This window comes from Gardnerella sp. c23Ub_4, from assembly GCF_055804115.1.
Map to the genome: position 1 here is coordinate 511,529 of NZ_JANUYO010000001.1, position 24,526 is coordinate 536,054.

Annotated in this window: 19 protein-coding genes; 18 read left to right on the plus strand and 1 reads right to left on the minus strand. The window is 47.4% G+C overall.

The window, feature by feature from the left end:
• The first annotated feature begins 17 nt into the window (after positions 1–17).
• The 14 genes from NYP67_RS02110 (at position 18) to NYP67_RS02175 (ending at position 17,045) form a co-directional block, all read left to right on the plus strand.
• The gene (locus NYP67_RS02110) at positions 18–1,847 is read left to right on the plus strand and encodes an anchored repeat ABC transporter, substrate-binding protein (protein ID WP_415695068.1); all 1,830 of its coding nucleotides are present in this window, start codon (positions 18–20) and stop codon (positions 1,845–1,847) included.
• Between the two features lie 54 nt (positions 1,848–1,901).
• A complete protein-coding gene (locus NYP67_RS02115) occupies positions 1,902–2,723 on the plus strand; it encodes an anchored repeat-type ABC transporter ATP-binding subunit (RefSeq protein ID WP_415695070.1) in 822 nt (273 codons plus the stop codon).
• Positions 2,723–3,604: an anchored repeat-type ABC transporter permease subunit gene (locus NYP67_RS02120; protein ID WP_004129803.1), complete on the plus strand. Its 882-nt coding sequence runs from the start codon at positions 2,723–2,725 to the stop codon at positions 3,602–3,604. The genes NYP67_RS02115 and NYP67_RS02120 overlap by 1 nt, the downstream gene beginning before the upstream one ends.
• Positions 3,605–4,315: 711 nt before the next feature.
• The gene (locus NYP67_RS02125) at positions 4,316–5,197 is read left to right on the plus strand and encodes a lysophospholipid acyltransferase family protein (protein ID WP_032835836.1); all 882 of its coding nucleotides are present in this window, start codon (positions 4,316–4,318) and stop codon (positions 5,195–5,197) included.
• Positions 5,198–5,496: 299 nt separating this feature from the next.
• Entirely contained in the window at positions 5,497–6,492 is a 996-nt protein-coding gene (locus NYP67_RS02130; protein WP_004129811.1) for an NAD(P)H-dependent glycerol-3-phosphate dehydrogenase, read from the plus strand.
• A gap of 88 nt (positions 6,493–6,580) precedes the next feature.
• Positions 6,581–7,726, plus strand: coding sequence for a D-alanine--D-alanine ligase family protein (locus tag NYP67_RS02135; protein WP_004132995.1), 1,146 nt, complete (start codon positions 6,581–6,583; stop codon positions 7,724–7,726).
• Between the two features lie 12 nt (positions 7,727–7,738).
• The gene (locus tag NYP67_RS02140) at positions 7,739–8,749 is read left to right on the plus strand and encodes a lysostaphin resistance A-like protein (protein ID WP_473411127.1); all 1,011 of its coding nucleotides are present in this window, start codon (positions 7,739–7,741) and stop codon (positions 8,747–8,749) included.
• Between the two features lie 131 nt (positions 8,750–8,880).
• Positions 8,881–10,263 (plus strand): homoserine dehydrogenase, encoded by a 1,383-nt coding sequence (locus tag NYP67_RS02145; RefSeq protein ID WP_473411128.1) that lies wholly within the window; start codon positions 8,881–8,883, stop codon positions 10,261–10,263.
• Between the two features lie 56 nt (positions 10,264–10,319).
• Complete coding sequence (gene thrB / locus NYP67_RS02150) at positions 10,320–11,405, plus strand: homoserine kinase (RefSeq protein ID WP_004129819.1); 1,086 nt, start codon at positions 10,320–10,322, stop codon at positions 11,403–11,405.
• Between the two features lie 50 nt (positions 11,406–11,455).
• A complete protein-coding gene (locus NYP67_RS02155; protein ID WP_080576657.1) occupies positions 11,456–11,809 on the plus strand; it encodes a toxin-antitoxin system protein in 354 nt (117 codons plus the stop codon).
• Between the two features lie 75 nt (positions 11,810–11,884).
• The gene (locus NYP67_RS02160; RefSeq protein WP_473411210.1) at positions 11,885–13,336 is read left to right on the plus strand and encodes a Maf family nucleotide pyrophosphatase; all 1,452 of its coding nucleotides are present in this window, start codon (positions 11,885–11,887) and stop codon (positions 13,334–13,336) included.
• 701 nt (positions 13,337–14,037) lie between these two features.
• Positions 14,038–16,110 carry a hypothetical protein gene (locus NYP67_RS02165; RefSeq protein ID WP_473411129.1) on the plus strand — a complete coding sequence of 691 codons (2,073 nt, stop codon included), beginning with the start codon at positions 14,038–14,040 and terminating at the stop codon, positions 16,108–16,110.
• A gap of 224 nt (positions 16,111–16,334) precedes the next feature.
• Positions 16,335–16,622 carry a hypothetical protein gene (locus tag NYP67_RS02170; protein ID WP_004129832.1) on the plus strand — a complete coding sequence of 96 codons (288 nt, stop codon included), beginning with the start codon at positions 16,335–16,337 and terminating at the stop codon, positions 16,620–16,622.
• 132 nt (positions 16,623–16,754) lie between these two features.
• Positions 16,755–17,045, plus strand: coding sequence for a hypothetical protein (locus NYP67_RS02175; protein WP_004132974.1), 291 nt, complete (start codon positions 16,755–16,757; stop codon positions 17,043–17,045).
• Between the two features lie 59 nt (positions 17,046–17,104).
• Here NYP67_RS02175 and NYP67_RS02180 read toward each other — a convergent pair whose 3' ends face one another.
• Complete coding sequence (locus tag NYP67_RS02180) at positions 17,105–18,046, minus strand: AEC family transporter (RefSeq protein WP_415691328.1); 942 nt, start codon at positions 18,044–18,046, stop codon at positions 17,105–17,107.
• A gap of 289 nt (positions 18,047–18,335) precedes the next feature.
• Between NYP67_RS02180 and NYP67_RS02185 the strand changes: the two genes are divergently transcribed.
• From NYP67_RS02185 to obgE, 4 genes are all read left to right on the plus strand, one after another.
• Positions 18,336–21,734, plus strand: coding sequence for an Rne/Rng family ribonuclease (locus tag NYP67_RS02185; RefSeq protein ID WP_473411130.1), 3,399 nt, complete (start codon positions 18,336–18,338; stop codon positions 21,732–21,734).
• A 178-nt stretch (positions 21,735–21,912) separates the two neighbouring features.
• Positions 21,913–22,221, plus strand: a complete 309-nt coding sequence (gene rplU, locus NYP67_RS02190; protein ID WP_004111933.1) for a 50S ribosomal protein L21 — start codon at positions 21,913–21,915, stop codon at positions 22,219–22,221.
• Positions 22,222–22,254: 33 nt separating this feature from the next.
• Positions 22,255–22,506, plus strand: coding sequence for a 50S ribosomal protein L27 (gene rpmA, locus NYP67_RS02195; RefSeq protein WP_004106248.1), 252 nt, complete (start codon positions 22,255–22,257; stop codon positions 22,504–22,506).
• Between the two features lie 355 nt (positions 22,507–22,861).
• Positions 22,862–24,526 (plus strand): GTPase ObgE, encoded by a 1,665-nt coding sequence (gene obgE, locus NYP67_RS02200; RefSeq protein WP_115761708.1) that lies wholly within the window; start codon positions 22,862–22,864, stop codon positions 24,524–24,526.

Below are 24,526 nucleotides of genomic sequence, written 5' to 3' on the forward strand. Positions count from 1 at the left end.
AGTAGGAGTGTGTAAGGGTGATTCGTAAGCCCAAAAAAGTAAAGCAAACTTTGTTCTCTTCGCTTGCTGCAATTGCAGCCGTTGCGCTTATTTTGCCGCTTTCTGCTTGTGGTAGTGCTAATGGGAATCGTGCAGTACATCGCGATGGTCGCATTAATGTAGTTACAACTACAGGCGTTTTGCGAGATATGGTTGCGAATGTGGCAGGAGACGCGGCAAATGTGAGCGCGATTGTGCCAGACAACGCGGATCCACATTCGTACGAGCCGCGTTTGCGCTCAATTAGAGATGTTGTGTACGCGGATGTAGCTTTTAGCAACTACATGATGCTGGAAGAACACGGCGTAATTACAGCTTTAGATGCGAATTTGCGAAAAGGTGTGCCAAATGTGCAACTTGCGGAAGAAAGTGTTAAGCACGCGGCAGATATTATTCCGATGATAGAAGACGTGTCTTTAGACACGATTTGGCTAGGGCTTGCTACAGAACGCATGGCTGCGCAGCCGAGCGAGGAAGCGCATAGCGCGCAAGGCGCTACAAGTGAAAATACGCAAAAGCGTGCGGAAGAATCGCCCTCGGCGGCGGCTGGTGGACTAGCTTCGCTAAACAATCTCAATAAAACAAAAACAAATTCAAAACAAGCTAGCCAACTAGAAAAGTCAGGTCAATCTTCACAATCAAACGCGCCATCTACCGCAACAAAAGAAGGTCGCGCAACTGTAATAAAGCCAAACGCATACAGCATGAAAAGGTCCGACAGAATACGCTTAACAGCAACAAAAGTAAAAGGGCCTGGCGCGCTATTTGCATATTTGACTGGCACTTTTGGAAGCGTAGAAACATACTTTAACAGCGCAAACGGAATAAGCGCAAACGACCACGTAGACTTGCCAGCAGACGCGCACACGCATTTAAGCTGGGCATTTAGCAAGCCAGGCGAATACACACTTGACTTGCACGCCGACATGCTAAACGCGCAAAACGAGGTAGTTTCTAGCCTTGGAAACACCAAAATGCGATTTGCTGTAGGCGTAAACGCGCAAAAAATAGCCAAAAAGCGTGGAGCTAGCGTAGTGCTGAACAAAGGTCATGCAGATTTAGCTTACGACTTAGCAAAACGCGGATTTGTGTACCGCGTAGATACTTTGCAAGAAAAACGCTCCGCTGCGCAAAAACGCGTGTATTATGCGCCGCGCGATGTTGTTGTAGAAGTTCCGACTAACGCGCTAAAAGAGATACCAGCCGAGCAGGGATACAGGTTTTTGGGAGCTGCAAGGCAGAAGATTTATCAGCTGCCGCAAGCAGTTTTAGGAAAGCACGTTCACGGAGATATTGACCCGCATTTGTGGCAATCCGTAAAAAATGGCATAGCATACGTGCGAACAATCGCAGATCGCCTTTGCGAAGTGGACCCTAAAAATGCTCGTAAATATCGCGAAAATGCGGACCGATACATTAACAAGTTGTTAGATGTAGACGCGTATATGCGGAAAAAATTGGCGTCAATACCAAAAGAGAAGCGCAATTTGGTTACAACGCACGACGCTTTTGCGTACTTGGGTAAGACTTACGGCGTGAATATTGCAGGATTTGTAACGATTAATCCTTCGAGCGAGCCGAGTGTGCAAGATAGGCGTAGATTGCAGCAGATTTTGCGCGATTTAGAGATTCCAGCTGTGTTTTTGGAGCCGAATTTGATCTCGCGTTCGTCTGTGCTTAAAGAGCTTGCGGCGCAAGCGCACGTAAAAGTTTGCCCGATTTATGGAGACGCTTTCGATTCTAAAGTGCGAACTTATGCGGATATGATGCGAGCGAATGCGGATTCTTTAGCAAAGTGTTTGAAGTGAGATTGATGGTGGATTTAAGTGAGATTTAAGTTGGATTTAAGTGAGATTTAAGCGATGAGTATTGATGAGGGAAATATGGATGCGAATATGGACGCGAATACTGTTATAAATGCGCAAAACTTAAGCGTAAGTTACGGCAGCCGCACTGTTGTAAAAGACGTTTCGTTTACGATTAAAAGTGGCGAATTTGTGGGGCTTCTTGGCGCAAATGGAGCTGGGAAAACAACGCTTTTCCGCGCGATTATGGGGCTAATACCGCATTCTGGAAAGCTGGAAGTACACGCTAATAAAAGCGGTGAATCTTTGATTAATCCGCGAGTAAGCAACGTTGGATACGTGCCGCAACGCCACGATATTGCGTGGGATTTCCCGCTTTCTGTACTAGATGTAGTAATGATGGGTCGCATTCGTCATATTGGCTACGTTCGTCGCGCAAAAACAGAGGACTACGAGATAGCGCTTGCTTCTCTTGAGCGCACAGGAATGGCGGATTTTAGAGATCGCACAATCGGCGAGCTTTCAGGAGGACAAAGGCAGCGCGTACTCGTTGCGCGCGCTCTTGCAGGGCAGCCGCGATTAATGCTTTTAGACGAGCCATTTACAGGCTTAGATATGCCTACTCAAGAGCTACTCACGAGTCTTTTTTTGGACTTAGCAAAGTCGGGAGAAGCGATTTTGATGAGCTCGCACGACATTATTGGCTCAATTAACTCATGTTCGAGAATAATGCTATTTGATGGCACTATTGTGGGCGACGATGAGCCGCAAAATTTGCAAACAGAACAGTGGGTACGAACCTTCCACGTAGCTCCGCAAAATCCACTAATCAAAGCAGTTGAGCGCGTTATGGCGCATGAAAGTGTGGTAGAAAAATAATGCTATCTCCAATCGACTTTATACAAGACCTTACAAACCCAGACCTTTGGTTCTTACTCAAAGCGCTTATAGTGGCGTGCCTTTCTAGCGTAATATGCGGAGTTGTAGGATGCTACGTAGTGCTGCGCGGAATGGCGTTTATTGGAGACGCAGTAGCGCACTCCGTGTTCCCAGGACTCGCAATCGCGTTTGTTTTGCAAGGAAACTTGCTATTTGGCGGCGCGCTAGCAGGAGTTGCAACCGCGCTAATCGTATCAATATTTAGCCAAAATCGCAGGCTTCGCGAAGACTCGTTTATAGGCGTATTTTTTGTGTCTGCCTTTGCACTTGGAATCGTAGTAATATCAAAAGCTTCGGGCTATGCAGGATCCCTGGAATCGTTCCTATTTGGCTCCATTACAGGAATCCCAGACTCCGACATTGCTGTAGTAGCAATAACAGGGCTAATAATCGTAACGCTTTTAATGATGTTCCACAAAGAGCTAGTATGCGTTTCGATGGACCGCGAAACAAGCCGCGCAATGGGGTTGCCAGTAGCGTGGTTGGATGGAATGCTATACGTTTTAGTTGCGATTGCTGTAGTGGTATCTGTGCAAATAATTGGAAACGTGCTTGTTTTAGCGCTTTTGATTACGCCTGCGGCGACTGCGCGATTGCTTACTGACCGACTTGGAAAGATGATGATTTTAGCGCCTGCTATTGGGTGCGCTTCTTCGATTCTTGGAATGTACTTGTCTTGGAGTTTAGACACTGCCACTGGCGGAACAATCGTTTTGGTTGCGACTTTTATGTTTGTTCTAGCGTGGGTGTGCTCGCCTAAACACGGGTTGGTAGCGAGGATTGTGCCAAAACTACGATCAGTTGTTGCACGATTTGACTGAGCTTGAAATTGCATAATGCATTTCAAGCTCCTTCGATTCGCTGAGCCGCTCAAGGCAGAAGCATTGCTTCTGCGCGGCGAAGACGTGAGCGCGGCTAATCCGCGCGAGCGATTTTCTCTATTTGCTGTTGCGCGAGGTTTGAGTATTTCTCTCCTCGCAGGCGCGCCAACCTGCCTTCGAGCTTAGAGCGTAGCGCGAGAAGGCAATTTGGCGCGCTGAGCCGCTCAAACGTAAAGTCCAGTGGACTTTACGTGCGGCGAAGACGTTCGCGCGCTCAGACCGCGCGAACGAAACACTTTTGCGTATAGCTTATGAACGTTAATATTCTAAGGTTTTAGGTTTTAGTACGGCGCTATTTATTGCTCGTAGAGAAATACATCAAACCTTCTGGATATCTAGGACTTTTGCGTGGCTTTTATCACCGAGATTCTCGATTTTTCTTGCTGCTTCAGCGAATCACCATCGGAGGACTGCGAATCGACTTGCATGAGCGCTTAAAGCGTAGCGCGCGAATGCACTTCGATTCGCTGAGCCGCTCAAACGTAAAGTCCAGTGGACTTTACGTGCGGCGAAGACGTTCGCGCGCTCAGACCGCGCGAACGAAACGCTTCATCCGCTGCGAAAAATCTCGAATCTCTACAGCACCTGGCGTAATCATGTAGTGTGCTTATGGAAGATTTTGCGGTTTATAGTTTGCGGCACAATAGACGTATGGTATCTAAAGGAAAACCTTCGCCTAGAAGCGCAGTTAAGCCGCTCAGCGATGAGCAAGTAGAACGCTTAGCGCGCGCACACAAGTTAGTTGACCCTACTTATTACTACCCAACGGGCGCGCGGACGCCAAATACGGCAGAAATCAACGCGCAAAATCCAAAGGCAACCGAACGATTGCTTGAAGGAACATCTCGCGTGCTTAGATCTCGTTGCAAAGTGCGCGCATGGGGATTAGAGAATGTGCCAGAAGAAGGCGTGTTTATAACCGCTTGCACGCACGTTACAATGTTCGACGTTTTTGTGCCAATGACTTCTCTATTCCACCAAGGCCGCCGTCCGCGATACATGGCAAAAGCAGAGCTTGCGAATTGGCCAATCATGGGAAAATGGTTCCAGCTTGTTGGCATGCAACCAGTTCCGCGCAGAAGCGGAAAAGCGCGCGAAATCGAAGAAGAATCGATTAAAATCCTAACAAATGGCAGGCCGCTTAGCGTATGGCCAGAAGGAACAGTTACGCGCGACCCTCAAAAATGGCCTATGAGCATGAAGCCAGGAATCGGCATTATTGCGCTCGAAGCATCGCGCAGACTTGGGCATCAAATTCCGCTATTTTGCGCTGTTACGTGGGGTGCTGCAAGCATTAATCATTGGTGGCCGTGGCCAAAGAAAAACGTTGTAATGTGCTACGATGCGCGTCTTGATTATTCGGATCTTCTTGAAGATATGGAGCATTGGGGCGATTTGCCGCCTATGGAGTCTGCTGCAGAGCTGGCTCGTCGCGTACGCGTGCGCATGACGGAAATTATGGAAGAGATTCGCGGCGAAAAATCGCCAGCTGGATACTTCGATTACAAGCTTATGAAAAGAGTGAAAGAATAGCGATTGTAAATTTGCGATTCGATAAGCGATAAATCGTTGATGAATCAGTGATAAATCATTAGAAAATCGTAAGCAAATCACTAATAAATCACTAATAAAGTTTTCACAAAATGCCCGTAAAGCGCACTGTGTAGAATTATGTAATAGTGTGATTAAAAGTTGACTAAGTTGACTACAAATTAACTAAGTTTGCTACGAGTTGACTAAGTTGACTATAACTTGACTAGTTGTAAATCGCTACAAATGGCTTACGACCAAAGTAGTTTACAAACTCATAAATCGAAAGGCTAGGCGTAAACATGAACGTTACGGTGTTGGGTGCTGGAGCTTGGGGTACGGCGTTTGGGCAGGTGCTTGCAGACGCGGGAAATCAAGTGACAATGTGGGCTATAGAGCCGCAAATTGTTGAAGGCATTCGTAGCAATCACCGCAACGAAGTTAGGCTGCCAATCGTAGAGCGTTTGCCAGAAAACATTACAGCTACGGGGGATCGCGCAGAAGCTGTAGCAAACGCAGACATTGTAGTAGTTGCGATTGCAGCACAGTTTGCGCGCGTTGCGCTCGAAGAATTTGCTGGCAAGATTCCGCAAAATGCGATTGTTGTTTCGCTTATGAAAGGCATTGAGCGCACAACAGGAAAGCGTATGGACGAAGTTGTGTGTGAGGCCTTGAACTTACCTCGCAACCGTTTTGCGGCACTATCTGGGCCAAACTTAAGCAAAGAAGTGGCATTAAGGCAGCATGCTGCGGCGGTTGTGGCGTGCGAGAATCGCGCAAATGCCGAAGTGGTTGCAAAAGCTTGCTCAAACAGCTACTTTAAGGCGTTTGTTTCAACAGATGTGATTGGCGTAGAAATGTGCGGATCGCTTAAAAACGTTGTTGCGCTCGCAGTTGGCATGGCTCGAGGAGCGGGTTATGGCGAAAATACAGCAGCGATGATTGAAACGCGCGGTCTTGCGGAGTTGACGGCATTGGGCGTTGCGGAAGGCGCGGATTCTCGCACTTTTGCAGGACTTGCAGGCTTTGGCGATTTAGTGGCAACTTGCGGATCTCCTCTAAGCCGCAACTACACTTTTGGATCAAATCTTGGAAAAGGCATGAGCGTTGAAGAAGCAACTGCTGTGAGTAATGGCGTTGCGGAAGGCGTTCCAACTACTAGCGCGGTTGTAGCAATGGGCAAGCGTTTGGGAGTTGCAACTCCGCTTGCAAGCGCAATGGCTCGCGTGCTGGAAGAAGGAATCTCTTGCCAAGAGATGCTTGCAATGCTTTTTGATAACGATGTTTGCGAAGAGTAGTGAAGCACGAAAGTTGTGCGCTTAGATAATTCAAAATATATAGATAATTCAAAATAACTAAAATAATTCAAAATATAAAAGGAAAAAAATGACTAAAAAGCGTGTAGTATTCTTGTACGGCGGTAAAGCAGACGAACATTCGATTTCTTGCATATCGGCTGCTGGAGTGCTCAGTGCTGTAGACGAAAGTCGATTTGAAATCGTGCGCATTGCAATCACAAAGCAAGGCGAGTGGATTGTTGGCGGCGAAGATCCGCGAAACTTCCACATGGAGCAAGACGAGCTGCCAGTAATCACAAAAACCGCAGAAACGCGCGATGTTGTGCTAGACCCAGCAAAGGGCGCCGACGGATTTTTGGTGCGAGAGGCGGATGACACGCTTGCAAGCTTAGGTCATATTGACGCTGTTTTCCCAGTTCTTCACGGGCCAAACGGTGAAGATGGCACTTTGCAAGGCTTGCTAGAAATGATGCAAGTTCCGTACGTTGGTTGCGGAGTTTTAGCCTCAGCTGCGTGCATGGATAAATACTACGCAAAGCAGCTTTTTAAGGCGGCGGGAATTGCTGTGGCTCCTGGAATCGCACTGGACGCGCGCACGTTTGCAAGCGACGCGGCAAATCGCTTCGGCGCGTATGCAAACGAAATTCTTGAGCAAGTTGAAGAAGAAAAACTAGAGTATCCGCTTTTTGTAAAGCCAAGCCGAGCAGGGTCTAGTTTTGGAGTTACAAAAATAGAAACGCGCGATGCTAAGGCCTTAGCAGATGCCGTTTATGAGGCCTCAAAGCACGATTGGCGAGTGCTAGTAGAGCAGGGAATTGATGCGCGCGAGATTGAGTGCGCTGTTCTTGCGGCACGCGATGGTGAAGAGCCAAAAGCCAGCTGGCCTGGAGAGGTTGTGCTCGACAAGCGCCAGGCTGGCGAAGACCAGTTCTACGATTTTGACAGCAAATATATGGATTCTGCAGCTTCGCACGTTGAAGTTCCAGCAGATTTGCCAGAAGAGACTTTGCAACGCGTTCGCAAAACGGCGCTCGCAGCATTTAAGGCGGCAGACGGCAGAGGACTAAGTCGCGTGGATTCTTTTGTGACTAAAGACGGTCGCGTAATCCTTAACGAAATCAACACGATGCCTGGATTTACGCCAATTTCCATGTATCCAAAAGCTTGGGAAGCAACGGGAATAAGCTACAGCGATTTAATCACAAAGCTTATTGAAGGCGTTATTTTAGACTAGTCGGAGGTAAAAATGAGTAAACAGCGTAAGCTTGCAAACAAGCAGCATCCAGACGCGTATACGATTGCGCGCAAGCGTCAAGGATCTGTAGGAGTGTCGCTGTGCGTGTTCCTATTTACGTGGATTCTTGCAACGCTTTTAATTGGCGAATTGATTAGCATGTTTGTTCCAAAAGGCGTTTTAACACCTTCGCTAAGCTCATTTGTTTCTTCGGATGTTGCGCAATACCTAATAGCGTTGCCTCTTGCAATGCTTGTTCTAAGGCGTACACCAGCGGTAGAAACTCGCAAGTTTACTATGTCTTTGCGCCAATTTGGCGGATTCTTTGCTGTTAGCGTGCCAATAATGTATGCAGGAAGTTACATTGGGCTTGTTGCTTCCGCGCTTATTTCTGGCGGAAAAGCCGAGAACAGGATTGCAGATATTGTAGCAGGCGGAAACGTGTGGGAAACGCTGCTTTTTGTGGTATTTTTAGCTCCAGTTGTGGAAGAGTGGCTGTTTAGAAAGCAAATTATAGACAGGTTGCGCGTGTATGGCGAAAAGCGTGCGATTGTGTTCTCTGCATTGGCGTTTGCGCTTTTCCACATGAATATGTTCCAATTCTTCTACGCTTTTGGGCTTGGTCTTGTGTTTGGATACATGTACGTTCGTACATCGCAGCTTAGATACAGCGTGTTTTTGCATATGATTGTAAACTTCCAAGGCAGCGTTATAGCAATGTGGATTTCAAACAACATGATGGATTCAAATGGAGATCTTATTAAGGTTGAAAATTTGAACACTCATGAGATTGCGGATTTGGCTCCTGGATTTATGTTTATAGGCCTTTATGCAATGTTTATGATTGTTATGTTTGTGTTTGGAATTGTGCTACTTGCTCGCCGCAAGAGGTATCTTGAATTCTACGATTCGCCGCTAGAGATTCGTGGCACTGCTGGAACAAAAGCACTTTATGGAACTGTTGGCGTTATGGGATTCTTGATTGCGTCCGTTTTGCTAAATTTGCTTATGCTGTTTGTGTAGGGTGAATCTATAAGCTGTTTGTGCAGGCTATTTGCGTAGGCTGAATCTGTTTGTGCAAGATGAATCTGTTTGTGCTGTTTGTGCAAATTGAATTTATTTAATTGAATATTGATTTAAGTTAGGAGGCGTCTATGTTAGACAAAAACAATTTGGAAAGCGCTCAATGTGCAAATGACGATTGCTTTGCCGCAGATCCAATTCGCGTGGGTCTTTTAGGCGCTGGAACAGTAGGATCGCAAACAGCGCGTCTAATAGTGGAAGAAAACGCTGAACTATCTGCAAGAATCGGCGCTCCACTAGAGCTTGCTGCAGTCGCGTGCTTGCATCCAGAAGATGTGGACGCGCCATGGATTGCCAAAGATCTTTTAAGCGCAGATGCAGGAGCGATTTGCGAACGCGAAGATATAGACATAATCGTTGAGCTAATTGGCGGCTTGGAGCCAGCGCACACATTTGTAAAAACCGCGCTAGAATGCGGAAAGTCGGTTGTAACAGCGAACAAAGCGTTGCTTGCAAAGTTTGGCCCAGAACTATATGAATGCGCGCAAAAAAACGGAGTCGATTTAAGCTTTGAGGCGTCTGTTGCAGGCGCAATCCCGATTTTGCGTCCACTTAGAGAGTCGCTTGTAGGCGACAAAATCACGCAAATTTTTGGAATCGTAAACGGAACTACAAACTACATTCTTGACGAAATGACAGTGCGCGGGCTTGATTTTGATTCGGCTTTGCGAGCAGCTCAAGAAAAGGGGTACGCGGAGGCGGACCCTACAGGAGACGTTGAAGGATTTGATGCAGCAAACAAGGCTGCGATTTTGGCAACGCTGGCATTCCAGATGCCAATAAGCATTGATGACGTTAGCGTTGAAGGAATTAGCGCGATTACGGCTGAAGACATTGCTGCTGCTAGTGCAGAAAATCGCGTGATTAAGCTGCTTGCGGCGGTTGCTTGCGATTCGCGTGGCGCAGTGAGCGCAAGTGTTTACCCAGCGTTGGTTAGCAAAGAGCATCCGCTGGCTTCCGTTCATGGCAGCTTTAACGCCGTTTTTGTTAAAGCACAAGCGGCGGATGATCTTATGTTTTACGGCCGCGGCGCTGGTGGCGCTCCAACAGCAAGCGCGGTGGTTGGAGATATTGTTGGAGCTGCTAGAAACATAGCGCGCGGCTGCAACGATGCTAGCGTGCCAATGTATAACGCCAAATCCTTGGCTTCCACGCGTTCGATTCGTGCGGATTTTGTTGTGCGATGCAGTATGGAAGATACTTCGCTTGCGCTTTGCGGCGAAGTGATGGACGTGTTTGCGGAGCACGGAGTTAACGCGGAACGATTGCCTATGCTTTGCCAAACTCAATACGATGACGAAGGCGATTGCCCAGCTTGCGGAATCGGCGGCCCTGGCGATTTGCGCGTGCTTGTAAAAGATTGCACAGAGGCGGATTTGCAAGCAGTTCTTGCCGATTTGCAAAAAGTGGATGTTGTGTGTGCAAAGCCTCTTGCTTTGCGAATTATTGAGTAATCGAGTAGTTGAGTAGTTGAGTAGTTGAGTAGGCTGCCGAACGGAAAAGGTGCGAAATGAAACCAGTATGCAACAGTGTGTCAGTTTGCGTGCCAGCAACCAGCGCAAATCTTGGGTCGGGATTTGACGTTGCAGGAATTGCGCTTGACTATGCGGATTCGCTAGTTTTTACGCTTGATGATTCGCAAGACGATTCGCAAGATGTGCGCGTGATTATTCATGGCGAAGGCGAAGATTCGTTGCCAAAAGACGAGACGCATCTTGTTGTTCGCGCGTTTCGCAAAGCGTGCGAAGCGTTTGGCTTGCCGCGTTTGCGATTTACTCTAGAAGCGCATAATCGCATTCCTCAAGCGCGCGGAATGGGGTCTTCCGCCAGTGCGATTGTTTCGGGCGTGGCTGCAGCTTGGGCTTTTGCGCATAATGGGAATCTTAACAAGCAGGCGATTTTTGAGCTTGCAGCTGCGATTGAAGGTCACCCAGACAACGTTGCTCCAGCGGTTTTTGGCGGATTAACAACCAGTTGGAAGAATGGTGATGAGTTCCACACTGTTCGATACGGCGTTTCTAAGCAAATTCGTGCAACGATCTTTGTGCCGAACTTTACTCTTTCAACGCAAATGGCTCGTCAAGCTCTTCCAGAAAAAGTGCCATATGCAGATGCTGTGTTTAACGTTTCGCGCGCTTGCTTATTGCCGATTGCGTTTGGTGATTTTGGTGATTTTAGCGCATTTGCTGATTCTTGCGATTCTGCGGATTCTGGCGATTCTTGCGCAAAAACAACTCTTTCCAGAAACGATTTGCTTTTTACGGCTACTCAAGACGCTATTCACCAGCCATACCGAGCAAGTCTTATGCAACCAACTTGGGATTTGGTAAAAGCTTTGCGAGACAAGGGGTTTGCGGCTGCAATCTCGGGAGCTGGATCTTGCGCAGCGGTGTTCTACGAGGAAAAGTCGGAAGCTTCCGTAGAGGAAAATAACGCTACTAATGTAAACGAAAAAATAGAAAATGCGAAAATAGAAAGTGCGGAAATTGTAGCTAGAAAAATAGAAAAAATTGCAGAACCGCTTTTGAGTGGCTGCGATTGGAAAGTTTTGCGCGTAAAAATCGACTCGCATGGCGTAACTGCATCTCGCGCGTAGTTTGCAAAATATTTGTATAATTGTCAGGTCGATAAATTGTGGTACATTTAATTAATATGTATGAGAATTTAGCTGATGAAAATGTGTCTGCTCCAAGTAATCCACCTTTAGCACAATTTTCAGGCGAAGACGCTGCAAAAATTATGCGAACTTTACTTTCTGAAGAGTCCGATACAACTGAAATATTTGCATCATTGTCTGGACCAGGTAGACCAAACTCAAAGGAAAAGCGCGAAATAAGTGTACAAGAGCGTTTTCGTGTTCCAAAATCTTGGAGTGAGTATATTTCTCGCGCAGCTAAGAGAGATGGCTTGCCAAATAAAAGCAAGTATTTACAGTCTTTGATTTTGAGAGATGCTCAGATGCATAATGAGCAATGCCAACTACAAGCTGTGTTGCAATAACTCGCGAATAATTTGTGTGAAGTTGTAAGTGAAGTTATGAGTGAAATAGCAAGTGAAATCGCAAAAAGAGGGAATATGAAAGTTTCGTTGATTTTGGCTTCTCAGTCTCCTGCAAGAAGAGCTGTGCTGGCTGCTGCAGGCGTGATTCCTGTGATTCATGTGAGCGAGGTAGATGAGCCAGCGGCGTTGCGTAATGCTGCAAATGCGCAAGGTGTTAGCGTGGAGCAGATGAGCGCCGAGGAGCGCGTTTCGATTTTGGCGCAAGCAAAGGCTTTTGCAGTGTATGAGTCGTGGAAGCTTGTGGCAAATACAGCTGCTTCGGCTAGTGGCGATTTGGTTGTGGGGTATCCGCTGGAGGCTGAGGCTGCTGAATCTTCTGAATCTGAATCTTCTGAAACTGAATCTTCTGAAACTGCTAGTAGCGCTTTAGCAAGTGATTCGCAATCAGACGTAACGCATAACGTAGATACCGCGCAAACTCGCGATTTTTCGGGCGTAAAAGTGCCTACTAAGACTTTTGATATTCACAATTTTGCGCACGCGAATAAGTCTTCTTCTGATTCCAACAGCGTGCTTATTGTTGGCTGCGACTCCATGTTTTTGCTAGACGGCAAATGCTACGGAAAGCCGCATACTCCCGAAGTGGCTGCTGCGAGAATCAAGCAAATGAGCGGAAAAACTGGAGAATTGTTTACTGGTCATTGCTTAATCGACGCAAAAAGTGGCAAAACCGTGTGTAAAGTGAGTCGCGCAAGCGTGACTTTTGCGCATATGAGCGATGAGGAAATCCGCGCGTACGTAGAAACTGGCGAGCCGCTGGAAGTGGCAGGATCCTTTACGCTAGAAGGCTTTGGTGGAGCTTTTATTGAGGGAATTCAGGGAGATCCGCATGGTGTTCTTGGAATCAGCTTGCCGCTGCTAAGGCAGATGGTTTCGGAGCTTGGGTACGCTTGGCCAGATTTGTGGAATAGTCGCAAGCTAGAGGGCGAGGCGATTAAAGACGATCCCGCTTCCGCACAAGTGCCTAAAGAAAACGTGCATCAGCCTGGAGACGGATGGGTTATGTGCGATTGTGGGCGCAAGCATTGGGGTCATAATGGCGCGGCTGGCGTGTTGCTCGCTAGGCGAGACGAGGCCACTGGGCGCGTGACTCACGTTGTTATGCAACATCGCGCGCTTTGGAGCGCGGAAGGCGGCACGTGGGGGATTCCTGGCGGCGCAATATCTGATGGCGAAACTGCGATTGAGGGCGCGTTGCGCGAGTCGTTTGAAGAGGCGAACATAACGTCTCAAGACATTGATGTTGTTGGAGCGTATTGCGAAAGTCACGGAAATTGGCGTTATACAACGGTTTTTGCGTTTGAAAAGCCAGGTCATTGTGTGAATCCGTGCGCGCACGACGACGAGAGCATGGAGATTAAGTGGGTGCCGATTGACGATGTGCCGAAGCTAAAGCTACTCACGGCAATGCGCACTGATTGGCCGTCCTTCCGTGCTCGCCTTGATTCTCTTGCCTCGCAAAAGTAGTTGCGCAAAAGTAGCATCGCGAAGATAGTTGTGTGAAGGTAGCTGCGCAAAGAGATCCGCAGTTTGGAAGTAGATTTCCAAATGTTAGCTAGTTTTGCAGAATTTGGAAGTAGACTTCCAGCTTTTGCTAGTTTTTGTTAAATGTAAAATTGCGCTGTACCTCGATTTTCGTGAAAAATCGGCATATTTTTACCCTTGATTTGGTGAAAAATCAGCATATATTGACATTGATTTTCGTGAAATATATACTATAAAACATAGTGTTTTCAATGGTTTTGTGTGTTTGTGTAGTGTGTTTGTATCATAATCCGAGTTTGTTGCTTCTTATCTATGAAATCTTATAAAATCGTATTTATGCGCTGATGCATGCTAGTTTTGCTAGTTGTTAGATGTTATATGGCTTGTGCTTGATTTTGTAATTTTGCTTGTGATTCATGGGGATTGTGGGAGAGTATTAACAATCCGAATTTTAGAGGGGTCGAATTCGACTCCTTTAAGAATGAGGCTGATTTGTGCAAAGTTTGTGTAAAAAATGACGCGTGTTGTTGTGTGAAAATATTGATTTAGGGCTACGGGGGGGGGGGTATTCTGAGTGCTGTATACATCATTTTTAGTGTATAAAAGTCGAAATTTCGTAATGCGATTTTTGGCGCTCAGATTCTCCCACGTTATTCGTGAAGAGAAAGAAGAAAGGATGAGTTATGTTAAATAAGAAAGCGATTGCTGCTTTCGCTGCCGTTGCAACGCTGGTTTCTGGACTAGCGTTTGCTGTTCCTGCGGCTTCTACTGCGTTTGCTGCGCAATCATCAACTCCTGCCCCAGAGCATAAGACTGAGCCACAGACTCCAGATGAGCATAAGCAGAATCCAGACGTGGCGCCAACGCCAACTCCAAAGGTTGACACTACTAAGGAAGATGCTGAGTTTAAGGTGGCTCAAGATTTGGCCTCTCAGAAGGCTCAGAACGCGTTGCTTATGAAGCAACTTGCTGACTGTAGCGTTAAAATTCTGACAGAAAAGGTTGATAAGGCTACTGGTGCTGAAAAAGCAAAGCTTCAAGAACAGTTGGAGAACGCTCAAAAGATTGCTAATTCGCTTAGCGAGTTGAATGATAAGGCTACGAGCATGGTTAAGGCTTACACTCAGGCTGCAACCATTCGTAACGATGTTAAGACTCTTGAAGGTCAAGTTGCGACCGCTCAAGCAAAGTTTGACGAGTTGGCAAAGCAACAAACTGGCCCATCTGGTTCCGAAGCTTATAATAAGGCTGCTGAGGAGCTTGGAAAGTTGCAGAAGCAACTTAAGAGTAAGAAGAATCTTCTCGAAAAGGCTAATAAGGGTGTAACTAAGGCTGAGGAAACACTTGTAAAGCAAGAAAATAAGGTTCAAGAAGTTCAGAATCCTAAGAAGGAAGAACCTCAGACCCCAAAGCCTGTGACTCCTGTGAATCCAGTGACGCCAACTCCAAAGGTTGACACTACTAAGGAAGATGCCGAGTTTAAGGCGGCACAGGATTTGGCTAACCAGAAGGCTCAGAACGCGTTGCTCTTGAAGCAGATTGCCGAAGGTAGTGTTAAAGCCTTGCAAGAAAAGGTTAATAAGGCTACTGGTGCTGAAAAGACAAAGCTTCAAGAACAGTTAGAAAACGCTCAAAAGATTGCTACCGCTTTCAACGAGTTGAACGATAAGGCTACAAGCATGGTTAAGGCTTACACTCAGGCCGCAACCATTCGTAACGATGTTAAGACTCTTGAAGCTCAAGTTGCTACGGCCCAGGCCGAGTTCGACAAGTTGGCAAAGGAACAGACTGGTCCATCTGGTTCTGAAGCTTATAATAAGGCGGCAGAAGAACTTGGAAAGTTGCAGAAGCAGCTCAAGAGCAAGAAGAATCTTCTCGAAGCTGCTAATAAGGGCGTAACTAAGGCTGAGGAAACGCTTGTAAAGCAAGAAACTAAGGTTCAAGAAGTACAGAATCCTAAGAAGGAGGAGCCTCAAGCACCAAAGTTTAACGTTCACGACGCTCTCGCTAATGTTAATGGTGACAAGGTTGCCGACTACAAGTCGACTCCAGCTGATGTGACAGAGCTTGTTGGTGAAAAGAAGAATACAGATCCAGTTGTTCCACCAGCTCCAAAGCCAGTGACTCCAACTCCAAAGCCAGTGAATCCTGTGGAACCAGACCATACGACTCCGTCTAATCCTTCAACTCCTTCGACTCCATCGGATGATACTCCATCTTCGACTCCGTCTGTAACAACTCCATCCGCTTCGACTCCTGCTGGCGCATCTCAGTCTGCTCCTGCTGCTGGTGTTCCTGCGGCTCCTGCTTCTGTTGCTGACTTGTTGCCTGCTTTGAAGGGCATGATTACGGCTGGTGCTAATAATGTTGTTGTTGCTGGCGCTGTGAACAGGGTGACTTTGAGTATTTCTAACCAGGCGTTCCTTGATCGCTTGAGCCGTGATGGTTCTGCTAAGGCTTATGCGTTCATTTACTCTAGCCCACGTCTTCTTAAGGGTGCTGATGGTGCTAATTATGTGACTGTTCGCTTGGTTAATGGTAAGCCTCAGTTTGATGCCATGTTCCCAGCTGGTTATTCTGGCAAGCATACGGTTGTTCTTGTTGATGAGCAGGGCAATCAGCTTGGTTGGACTAACATTACTGTGAAGAGTGGTGTTAGTGGTTTGCCTAATAGTGGTGTTGGTGTTGCTTTGACTGCTTTGGCTGCTAGCGTTTTGGCTGGTGCTGGTGCAGCGTTCCGTAAGATTCGCCACTAAGTTATTTGGCTGTGTTTAGTGGCAAGTGTCACTGAACGCGTAGAAACTATATGATAAAGGCCTTTGTGCGTAATGCGTGCAAGGGCCTTTTTGTATGCTTTTTACATGCTTTGCGCCAATTTGCATTAGGCTTTTTGCATGCTTTGATTAGTTCGATTAGCTATATTTTGATAATCTCTGGCACAATGTGATAACATTTCGTATACGAAATATTAGGAGTGATTATGGCTAATTTTCGCGGTGAAGGTGGCGTTGACGTTACCGATGAAATGCTTGATAAATGGGAAAATGATGCTGAAAAAGGCATATATCATGGAAAAGCTGGTAATTTACGTATTAAAAAGCCGCTTGGCAGACCGCCTCTTTATGAAGAAGCTATGCTGCCTATAACTTTCCGCATATCTGCTGAAGATGCGGAGGCTCTAAAGGCTTCTGCTGATAAGCAGGGTGTGAAAGTTGGGGACGTTGTTCGAGAAGCGTGCAAACTGCTTCTTGCTCAAAAAGCAAGATGATTGCAAAGTGTTGTGATTGCTTAGCTTTTAATATGTCGCTTGTTTTTTTGTAAAGCTTGAGAACAATGCAATACTTATAATTCATGCGAATCGGCTTACAAAAGGATTTTTACAAGAGATAAGGGATGCAAGATGAGTAGGAATACGTATACGGCAGAAAATGGATTCGTTATTACAGACGATATTGTTGATAAGTGGGCTGCAGAAGCGGAAGGCAATTTTTCTGGTGCTGCTGTTACAGAGTTTTCTGGAAGAGCTTGGGAAGATGAGACTCAGCCATTGAAGCCGCGTACTGTTAGGTTAAGTGATACTGTTTGGCATTTAATCGAAGATGATGCGAAGCGCAGAAAGATGACTGTGAGTGCGTGGACTAGAAAAGCTATACTTAACGAATTGTCTAATGAGCTAGCATCGCAAAGGTAGCTGTGCGCTTTTTTGTTGTTAGACACGCCGTGAATCAGCTACAAAGTGCGGAGGATTAATCACCCCAAAAGTGCTGCGATTAGCGCAATAAAAATCGGACTCGTAATAGTAGAAAACAGGATTCCGTCGCGCGCAAAACTCAAGCCAACATTGTATCGTGCAGCGTAATTGTACACGTTCTGACCAGTCGGAAGAGCCGCCAGAACAACGCATGCGTAGAGCGTAGCGCCTCTAAAGCCCATAACAAAATAAGCCAGCAAAAACGCAACAATTGGCATAATTAAGTTTTTTAGAATCGCAACTGTAGCAATCGCAGCGCGATTAGAATCTTTTTGTAGAGGCTTACTTCCGTAAAGCGACATGCCAAACGCAATTAAAATCATTGGAACTGCAGAATCGCCAATCATCTTAATTGGATCGTAAAGAAAATTAGGAACAGGGAAGTAGCCAACTTTTGCGGAAATTGCAGAAATAATAATTCCACCAAGCGAACCAATTAAAAGTGGCTGTTTTAAAGGCTGCTGAGCAATGCGCTTAAGCGAGCACTTTCCAGTGGTTGTAACGTCTAAAACCGTTAGTCCAACAGGCGTAAAAACAGCTTGTTGCATAACTAAAATCGGTGCAACAAGCGCGGGATTTCCAAGAATATAAGTTGCAACAGGCAAGCCAATGTTGTTCGAGTTTAAGTAAAGCGAGTTAAGCGCGCCAATTGTGCAATCCGCTGCAGGAAGGTGGAAGAACAGGCGATTAAGCAAGATGAACGCGATTCCAACAATCATTGCGGAGAAAAACGCAACAAAAATTGACGAGTGGAAAATCTCAAAAATTGGCTCTTTTGCAAGGATTGCAAACATTAAACAAGGACTAGATACAAAGAAGCTTACGCGATTAAGCACCATTTGTGCTTGCGATCCGCCGATGCGAAGACGCGCGGTTACATAGCCTGCGGCAATTACGATGCCGATTACGCAAAAGCCTTGCATAGCGCTGATTAAACCCATGCAAACGATTTTAGCGCTGATTTTGCGATTGGGGTAATGTGAATTGACTTTTAAGAGCGTATGTTGTTTGACGTTGCAATATGGCATACTAGAGAACGGTGGCGCTGCAAGCCGCCAAAGCATTCGACGGCGTCGATCCCCTCGCGCGTTTATCGCATGATTTTTAATCGAGGCAGGTGTCCGCTGTCGCGCAGCTAGACTTTGTTAACAGCCCGAGGGGTGGTTCGCACAAGCGTGCCCATTCCAGGCTAAGAGCGCGAGACGATTGCAGCGTTTCGCTAGGAGCATTGTGCCCAGAGTAACGCGAGAAAGCTTCAACGTATTTGAAGCAGACGATAATAAAAAAGATAAAAATGAAAATGCTAATTCTAGTGCTAGCGAGAATGCTGGTGCTAATGCTAGCGTAAATTCTAATGTTAGCGTAAATCCTAATGCTACTTCCGATCGAGTTGGCGGCGTTGTTAATGTTGTTTCTGGTACTAAAGACGCCACTAATAGCGTGCGTCGCAGGCGCGCTGGAAGGCGTGTAGTTAGGGTTGCAGGAGCTGCTGGCGAATCGATGAAGTTGCACGTTGAAGGCGGAGATACTCAAGATTTGCGCTCTGGAGTAGCGGCGGCGGATTCTGCGCCTTTTGTTGCGGATTCTGCGGCAGATAGTTCTTATGCACAGCAGCAATCTCAAGCGCATTTGCGACCAATAACATCGCTTTTGTTCCAAGAGCCAGTTTTGCCTCAGCGCGAGCATTCTGCTGAAAGCCGCGATGCGGATTCGGATTACGAAGATTCAAGCAGTAATAAGCGCGATTCGCACAGCCGTCGTGATTCGCGAGATTCGCGTGATTCGCGTAGCAAAGACGATAGTAGACGAAATAGCCGCGAGTCGCGTAATAATCGCAAGTCAACAGACAATAGTTTAGATTTTAGCGAATCATTTGAAAACAAAGACGATTTTAGTGAAGACACAAATCGCAATTCTAAAAAATCGCGTAAGACTCGCTCGAACAAGTCTTCTGCCAAAGTTAAAAACAGTCGCGAAACTTTTGACGAGGATTATGATTTGCAAGACGACGATACGCAATTGATTCGCGTGCGTTCTAGAGCAAATCGTGACGAGAAAAACGCTCAAATTGAGCGAGATAAAAATGCAAATCAAGATGAATCGCAAGCAAGTGAGCGCGGCGAGTATGGAAGCCAAAATGGCAGAAAATCGCGCAAAAATCGCAGACTTAACGCTGCAGAGCGCAGAGCGGCAGCCGAGGTTGAGCAAATCGAAGAAGACCTTGAATACGACGATATAACTTACGCGCCAATAGAAAATCGTAAAGCTGGAAAAGCCTCTAGAAGACTTGACTATGGCGATTTTGAGGATGACTTTAGTGACGAATCTGCTCGTAGTCGCGTTGATAGTGCTGATAACTTTGATAGCGCTGATAACGCAGATCGAGTAGATAGGGCAGATCGCGCTGATCGCGCAGATTCAAATGAAGTCTATGCAAAAGAATCCGATTTGCAAGACGATGAGGATGGCGTTGTAACAAGGCGCAGGCGTCGCAGGCGCTCCTCTAGAGTAGATAGGGTAGATAGGGCAGATAATGCCAATAAATCTGCAGAATCCGAGGATTCTTCCTTTAACTCGTCGTCAAGCAAGTACAGCGTAGACGAAATTGAGGTTTCTCAAGAAGACCGCGATTTGATTCCAGACCCAGAAGAATTGCGATCTCAAGACGAAGAAGTTTACACGCGTAGGCGCAGGCGTCGCAGGTCTAAGCTTGCAGATGACTCAAGCACGAGCGAATCGCGATTTGACTCTTCGGATACGGATTCGCAAAGTCGAAGGTCTAGAAAACAGCAATATATTGACGAAATCACAGATATTGAAGGCTCCACAAGACTGGAAGCCAAAAAGCAGCGCCGCCGAGATAATCGCAGGGAGCGCAACCGCCAGAACTTGCTTATGGAGCAAGACTTTTTAGCAAGGCGAGAAAACGTTGACAGACTTATGGTTGTGCGCGAACGCGATCGTCACACGCAAATCTCTGTAATCGAAGACAACATTCTTGTAGAGCATTACGTTTCCGACATTCAAGAAGTTGCAACCGTTGGAAACATTTACCTTGGCCGCGTGCAAAACGTGCTGCCAAGCATGGAGGCTGCGTTCGTAGACATTGGTCAGGCTAGAAACGGCGTGCTTTACGCTGGCGAAGTCAACTGGGATACAACCAGGCTAGAAGGTCAGCCGCGCAGAATGGAGCTTGCTTTTAAGGCGGGAGACCCTGTTTTAGTGCAAGTTACTAAGGATCCGATAGGCCATAAGGGTGCGCGATTAACATCGCAAGTAACGCTTGCAGGCAGGTTCTTGGTGTTGGTGCCGTCTGGAGCAATGACGGGCGTAAGTCGCAAGCTATCCGACCGAGAGCGCAGCAGACTTCGCGCAATCGTAAGCAAAATCGCGCCTAAAGACATGGGCATAATCATTAGAACTGCTGCCGATGGCGCTAGTGAAGATGCGATTGAAAAAGACCTTGAGTCGCTTGTAAAGCAGTGGGATCGTATAGAAGCAAAGCGCCAGGAATTCTTGCACGGAAAGCGTCCAAAGTTGCTGCAAGGCGAGCCAGACGTTGCGATTCGCGTTGTTCGAGACATTTTTAACGATGACTTCCAAAAGATGATTGTGGAAGGCAAGGGCGCGTACGACCGCATTGGCGAATACTTGGAGATGATGGCGCCTGATTTGCGAAGCAAGATTGAGTACTGGGATCCTGCAGAGCATGAAGGTAAAGACGTGTTTGACAAGTGGCAAATCGACAGCCAGCTTAGAAAGGGCATGGAGCGCCAGGTTTATCTTCCTGCAGGCGGTTCGATTGTTATTGACCGAACGGAAGCAATGACAACGATTGACGTGAACACGGGTCGTTTTATTGGCCGCGGAAAGTCTTTGGAAGAGACTGTGACTCGTTGCAATTTGGAAGCTTCCGAAGAGATTGCGCGCCAGCTGCGACTTCGCGATATTGGCGGCATGGTTATGATCGACTACGTAGACATGGTTATGCCAGCAAACCGCGATCTTGTTTTGCGCCGTCTTGTTGAGTGCCTTGCGCGCGACCGCACAAAGCACCAAGTTGCGGAAGTTACGTCTCTTGGTCTTGTGCAAATGACGCGTAAGCGCGTTGGCCAGGGGCTTGTTGAGGCGTTCTCGGAGGAGTGCCCAACGTGCAAAGGCCGCGGGTTTATTCTTCACGACGAGCCGACTGTGTCTTCGGAATACGCCGATCCGTATGCGCTTAAGGGCGGAGATCCGTTTATTAAGACCAATAAGCACGGCCACGGAAGCATTGCGGACACTGCGCCTACAGTTAAGCAGGAGTCTAGTGCGGATGTGCGCGCTAAGTTGGCGAAGATTGCGGCGGCTGCGGCATCTTCGGCGTTCTTTGAGGAGTCTTTGCGCAGAAGTTTGGACGGCGGTAAGGATGATGCGGATTCTGCGGATTTGGCGGATTCTGTGGATTCTGCGGATTCTGCGATTAGTGAGGATGCTGCGAATGCGGCGTTTGCTGGCGATTTTTCAGTAGATGAGCCAGTAGATAAGCCAGCGGAAGAGTCGCAAGCAACCGTTGAATCGCAAGAAGCAACAGACGAGTCGCAAGGAAAAGACGAATCGCAAGAAAAAACAGACGAATCAGAAAACTAAAAACGCCCAAAGTATAAGGCTTGAGTACAATAGTTTCTACTGTTTAGCTCGACTTTATAGATTAGCTCTTGACGTTAGTACAGGGGTAGGTGTATTTTTGATAGTCGGTGTCTTGCCGCATGTTCAATGCTGCGCGCGAGGCAAAAGTAAAGCTTTCAATTTAGCTAAGGAACGAATTATGTACGCGATTGTGAAGGCCGGTGGCCATCAAGAGAAGGTTGAGGTTGGAGACGCCATCCTCGTAAACCGTCTCGATGCAAAGAAGGGCGATACCGTGGAATTCCCGGTCGCGCTCGTTGTTGACGGTGCTAAGGTGACCTTAAGCGCTAAGGATCTTGCAAAGATTACAGTTAAGGCAGAAGTTCTTAACGACGAAGCTAAGGGTCCAAAGATTAGCATTATGAAGTATAAGAACAAGACTGGCGTGGCTCGCCGCAAGGGTCATCGTCAGAAGTTGACTCTCGTCAAGATCACGGCCATCGCCTGATTGACGGTGTTATAAACCTGAAAGGACAGCAAGATGGCACATAAGAAGGGTGCGTCCAGCTCGCGCAACGGTCGCGATTCGCAGGCGCAATATCTTGGCGTTAAGAAGTTCGGTGGAGAAGCTGTTGTGGCTGGAAACATTATTGTTCGCCAGCGCGGCACCAAGTTCCATGCAGGACAGAACGTTGCTTTGGGCAAGGATCACACGCTGTATGCTTTGGTAGACGGCAATGTGAAGTTTGGAATTCGTCGCGATCGCAAGGTTGTAGACGTAGTTACCGCCTGAGTAACTCATTAATCTTCTAGCCGCACCCTGTTCGGTGCGGCTTTTTTGTTTTTGCAAATCTGGCGAGTATTGACGCTTTTTGTTGTTGATTTTGGCGTTTTGAGCTACAAAGTGCGTAAGTGTTTTCCGCTTTTTGTACCAAATTTGGCCTAAATTACGTACAAAATGCGGAAAGGCAGGTCAAGACGTTCGCGCGTTACAGCGCGCGAACGTCTTCGCCGCGCGTAAAGTCCACTGGACTTTACGCTTAAGCGGCTCAGCGCTTTGAAGGAGCTTGAAATGCGTTATGCAATTTCAAGCTCAGTCAAAGCGCAGTCAAATCTGGCGAGTATTGAGCATCAAGTAAGGTAAAGTTATGAGCGATTTTGTAGATCGAGTAACAGTACATGTTAAAGGCGGCGACGGCGGCAACGGTTCCGCAGGCGTGCGTAGAGAAAAATACAAGCCACTTGCAGGGCCAAATGGCGGCAATGGCGGCAATGGCGGAAGCGTTATATTCGTAGCCGATCGCAATGCAAATAGCTTGCTTGATTACCGATTTATGCCTCATCGCGTAGCGCAAAGTGGCACAATGGGCTTGGGAGATACAAAAGACGGCTCCAAAGGGGAAGACCTTATACTTCCAGTGCCAGTTGGAACCGTGATTTTTGAGGCGAAGGGCGCATCGGGCGCGCAAAAAAAGCCTGGCAACGTTTTGGCGGATTTGCAACACGTAGGAGACACTTTCGTAGTCGCAGCAGGAGGTGCTGGCGGCCTTGGAAACGCAGCTCTTGCAAATAAAGTGCGCCGCGCTCCAGGATTTGCGCTGCTTGGCGAGCCTGGCGAAGAGCGAGACGTAATCCTAGAGCTAAAGTCGATAGCAGACGTTGCGCTAGTTGGATTCCCTTCTGCAGGAAAGTCAAGTCTTGTAGCATCAATCAGCGCTGCAAAGCCAAAAATCGCAGATTACCCGTTTACAACTCTTGTTCCAAATCTTGGTGTAGTCAGCTTTGGAGAATACCGCTACACAATCGCAGACGTGCCAGGGCTTATTCCAGGTGCTTCCGAAGGAAAAGGGCTTGGTCTAGAATTTTTGCGTCACATTGAGCGCACGGAAATAATCGCCCACGTAATCGACTGTGCAACACTAGAGCCAAATCGCGACCCAATCAGCGATTATAAGGCTTTGGAACACGAGCTTTCGCAATACGCAAACAAGCTTGATTTGCCGCTTGGAGCGATTCCGATTCCCGAGCGTCCGCGAATTATTGTGCTCAACAAGATTGATGTGCCAGAAGCAAAAGAGTTGGCAGAATTTGTGCGAAGCGACTTTGAAAAAATGGGCATGCCAGTTTTTGAGATTTCTACTGCTTCTCACGAAGGCTTGAAAGAGCTTGGTTTTGCGCTTGGAAAGATGGTAGCTAGTATGCGCGAAAAGCTTGCCGAGCAAGAGGCTGCGCGAGAAGAAGAACGCGTTGTTATTCAGCCGCTTGAGCAGCCAGCATTACGACGCAGGCGCGACGATGGGCGCGGAAGTGCTAGCGACTTTACAATCGAGCGCGAAGAAGACAAAAATGGCGACTTTTGGTTTACTGTTACGGGTGCTAAGCCAGAGCGTTGGGTTGTGCAAACAAACTTCGACAACGACGAGGCAGTGGGCTATTTGGCGGATCGTTTGGCGAAGCTTGGCGTAGAAGACGAGTTGCGCAAGAAGGGCGCGCGACCAGGAGACGAGATTAGGATTGGCCGCGGAAACCGCATGGTTTGCTTTGACTGGGATCCAAGCATTGCAGCAGGCGCGGAAGGTTTGGATGGCGCAAGCCTTGGTGCGCGCGGAAAAGACTTGCGACTTGAGGCAAATGACCCGCGTGGCGCAAGGCGCACGAATGCGGAGCGCCGCCGCGATTACCACACAATGATGGATGCAAAGAGTGCCGTGCGAGACGCTATGATGGCGGAACGCAAGCAAGGGCATTGGGCAGATCCATCGGTAGATGACGATAAACACGATGAGCAGAGCCTATTTGGGCGTGGAGAGTAA

What these genes read in the sequence shown, in the direction of transcription:
- NYP67_RS02115 (WP_415695070.1), top strand. Translation starts at nt 1,902, where the DNA reads ATGAGTATTGATGAGGGAAATATGGATGCGAATATGGACGCGAATACT.
- NYP67_RS02120 (WP_004129803.1), top strand. Translation starts at nt 2,723, where the DNA reads ATGCTATCTCCAATCGACTTTATACAAGACCTTACAAACCCAGACCTT.
- NYP67_RS02125 (WP_032835836.1), top strand. Translation starts at nt 4,316, where the DNA reads ATGGTATCTAAAGGAAAACCTTCGCCTAGAAGCGCAGTTAAGCCGCTC.
- NYP67_RS02130 (WP_004129811.1), top strand. Translation starts at nt 5,497, where the DNA reads ATGAACGTTACGGTGTTGGGTGCTGGAGCTTGGGGTACGGCGTTTGGG.
- NYP67_RS02135 (WP_004132995.1), top strand. Translation starts at nt 6,581, where the DNA reads ATGACTAAAAAGCGTGTAGTATTCTTGTACGGCGGTAAAGCAGACGAA.
- NYP67_RS02140 (WP_473411127.1), top strand. Translation starts at nt 7,739, where the DNA reads ATGAGTAAACAGCGTAAGCTTGCAAACAAGCAGCATCCAGACGCGTAT.
- NYP67_RS02145 (WP_473411128.1), top strand. Translation starts at nt 8,881, where the DNA reads ATGTTAGACAAAAACAATTTGGAAAGCGCTCAATGTGCAAATGACGAT.
- thrB (WP_004129819.1), top strand. Translation starts at nt 10,320, where the DNA reads ATGAAACCAGTATGCAACAGTGTGTCAGTTTGCGTGCCAGCAACCAGC.
- NYP67_RS02160 (WP_473411210.1), top strand. Translation starts at nt 11,885, where the DNA reads ATGAAAGTTTCGTTGATTTTGGCTTCTCAGTCTCCTGCAAGAAGAGCT.
- NYP67_RS02165 (WP_473411129.1), top strand. Translation starts at nt 14,038, where the DNA reads ATGTTAAATAAGAAAGCGATTGCTGCTTTCGCTGCCGTTGCAACGCTG.
- NYP67_RS02170 (WP_004129832.1), top strand. Translation starts at nt 16,335, where the DNA reads ATGGCTAATTTTCGCGGTGAAGGTGGCGTTGACGTTACCGATGAAATG.
- NYP67_RS02175 (WP_004132974.1), top strand. Translation starts at nt 16,755, where the DNA reads ATGAGTAGGAATACGTATACGGCAGAAAATGGATTCGTTATTACAGAC.
- NYP67_RS02180 (WP_415691328.1), bottom strand. Translation starts at nt 18,046, where the DNA reads ATGGGTTTAATCAGCGCTATGCAAGGCTTTTGCGTAATCGGCATCGTA.
- rplU (WP_004111933.1), top strand. Translation starts at nt 21,913, where the DNA reads ATGTACGCGATTGTGAAGGCCGGTGGCCATCAAGAGAAGGTTGAGGTT.
- rpmA (WP_004106248.1), top strand. Translation starts at nt 22,255, where the DNA reads ATGGCACATAAGAAGGGTGCGTCCAGCTCGCGCAACGGTCGCGATTCG.
- obgE (WP_115761708.1), top strand. Translation starts at nt 22,862, where the DNA reads ATGAGCGATTTTGTAGATCGAGTAACAGTACATGTTAAAGGCGGCGAC.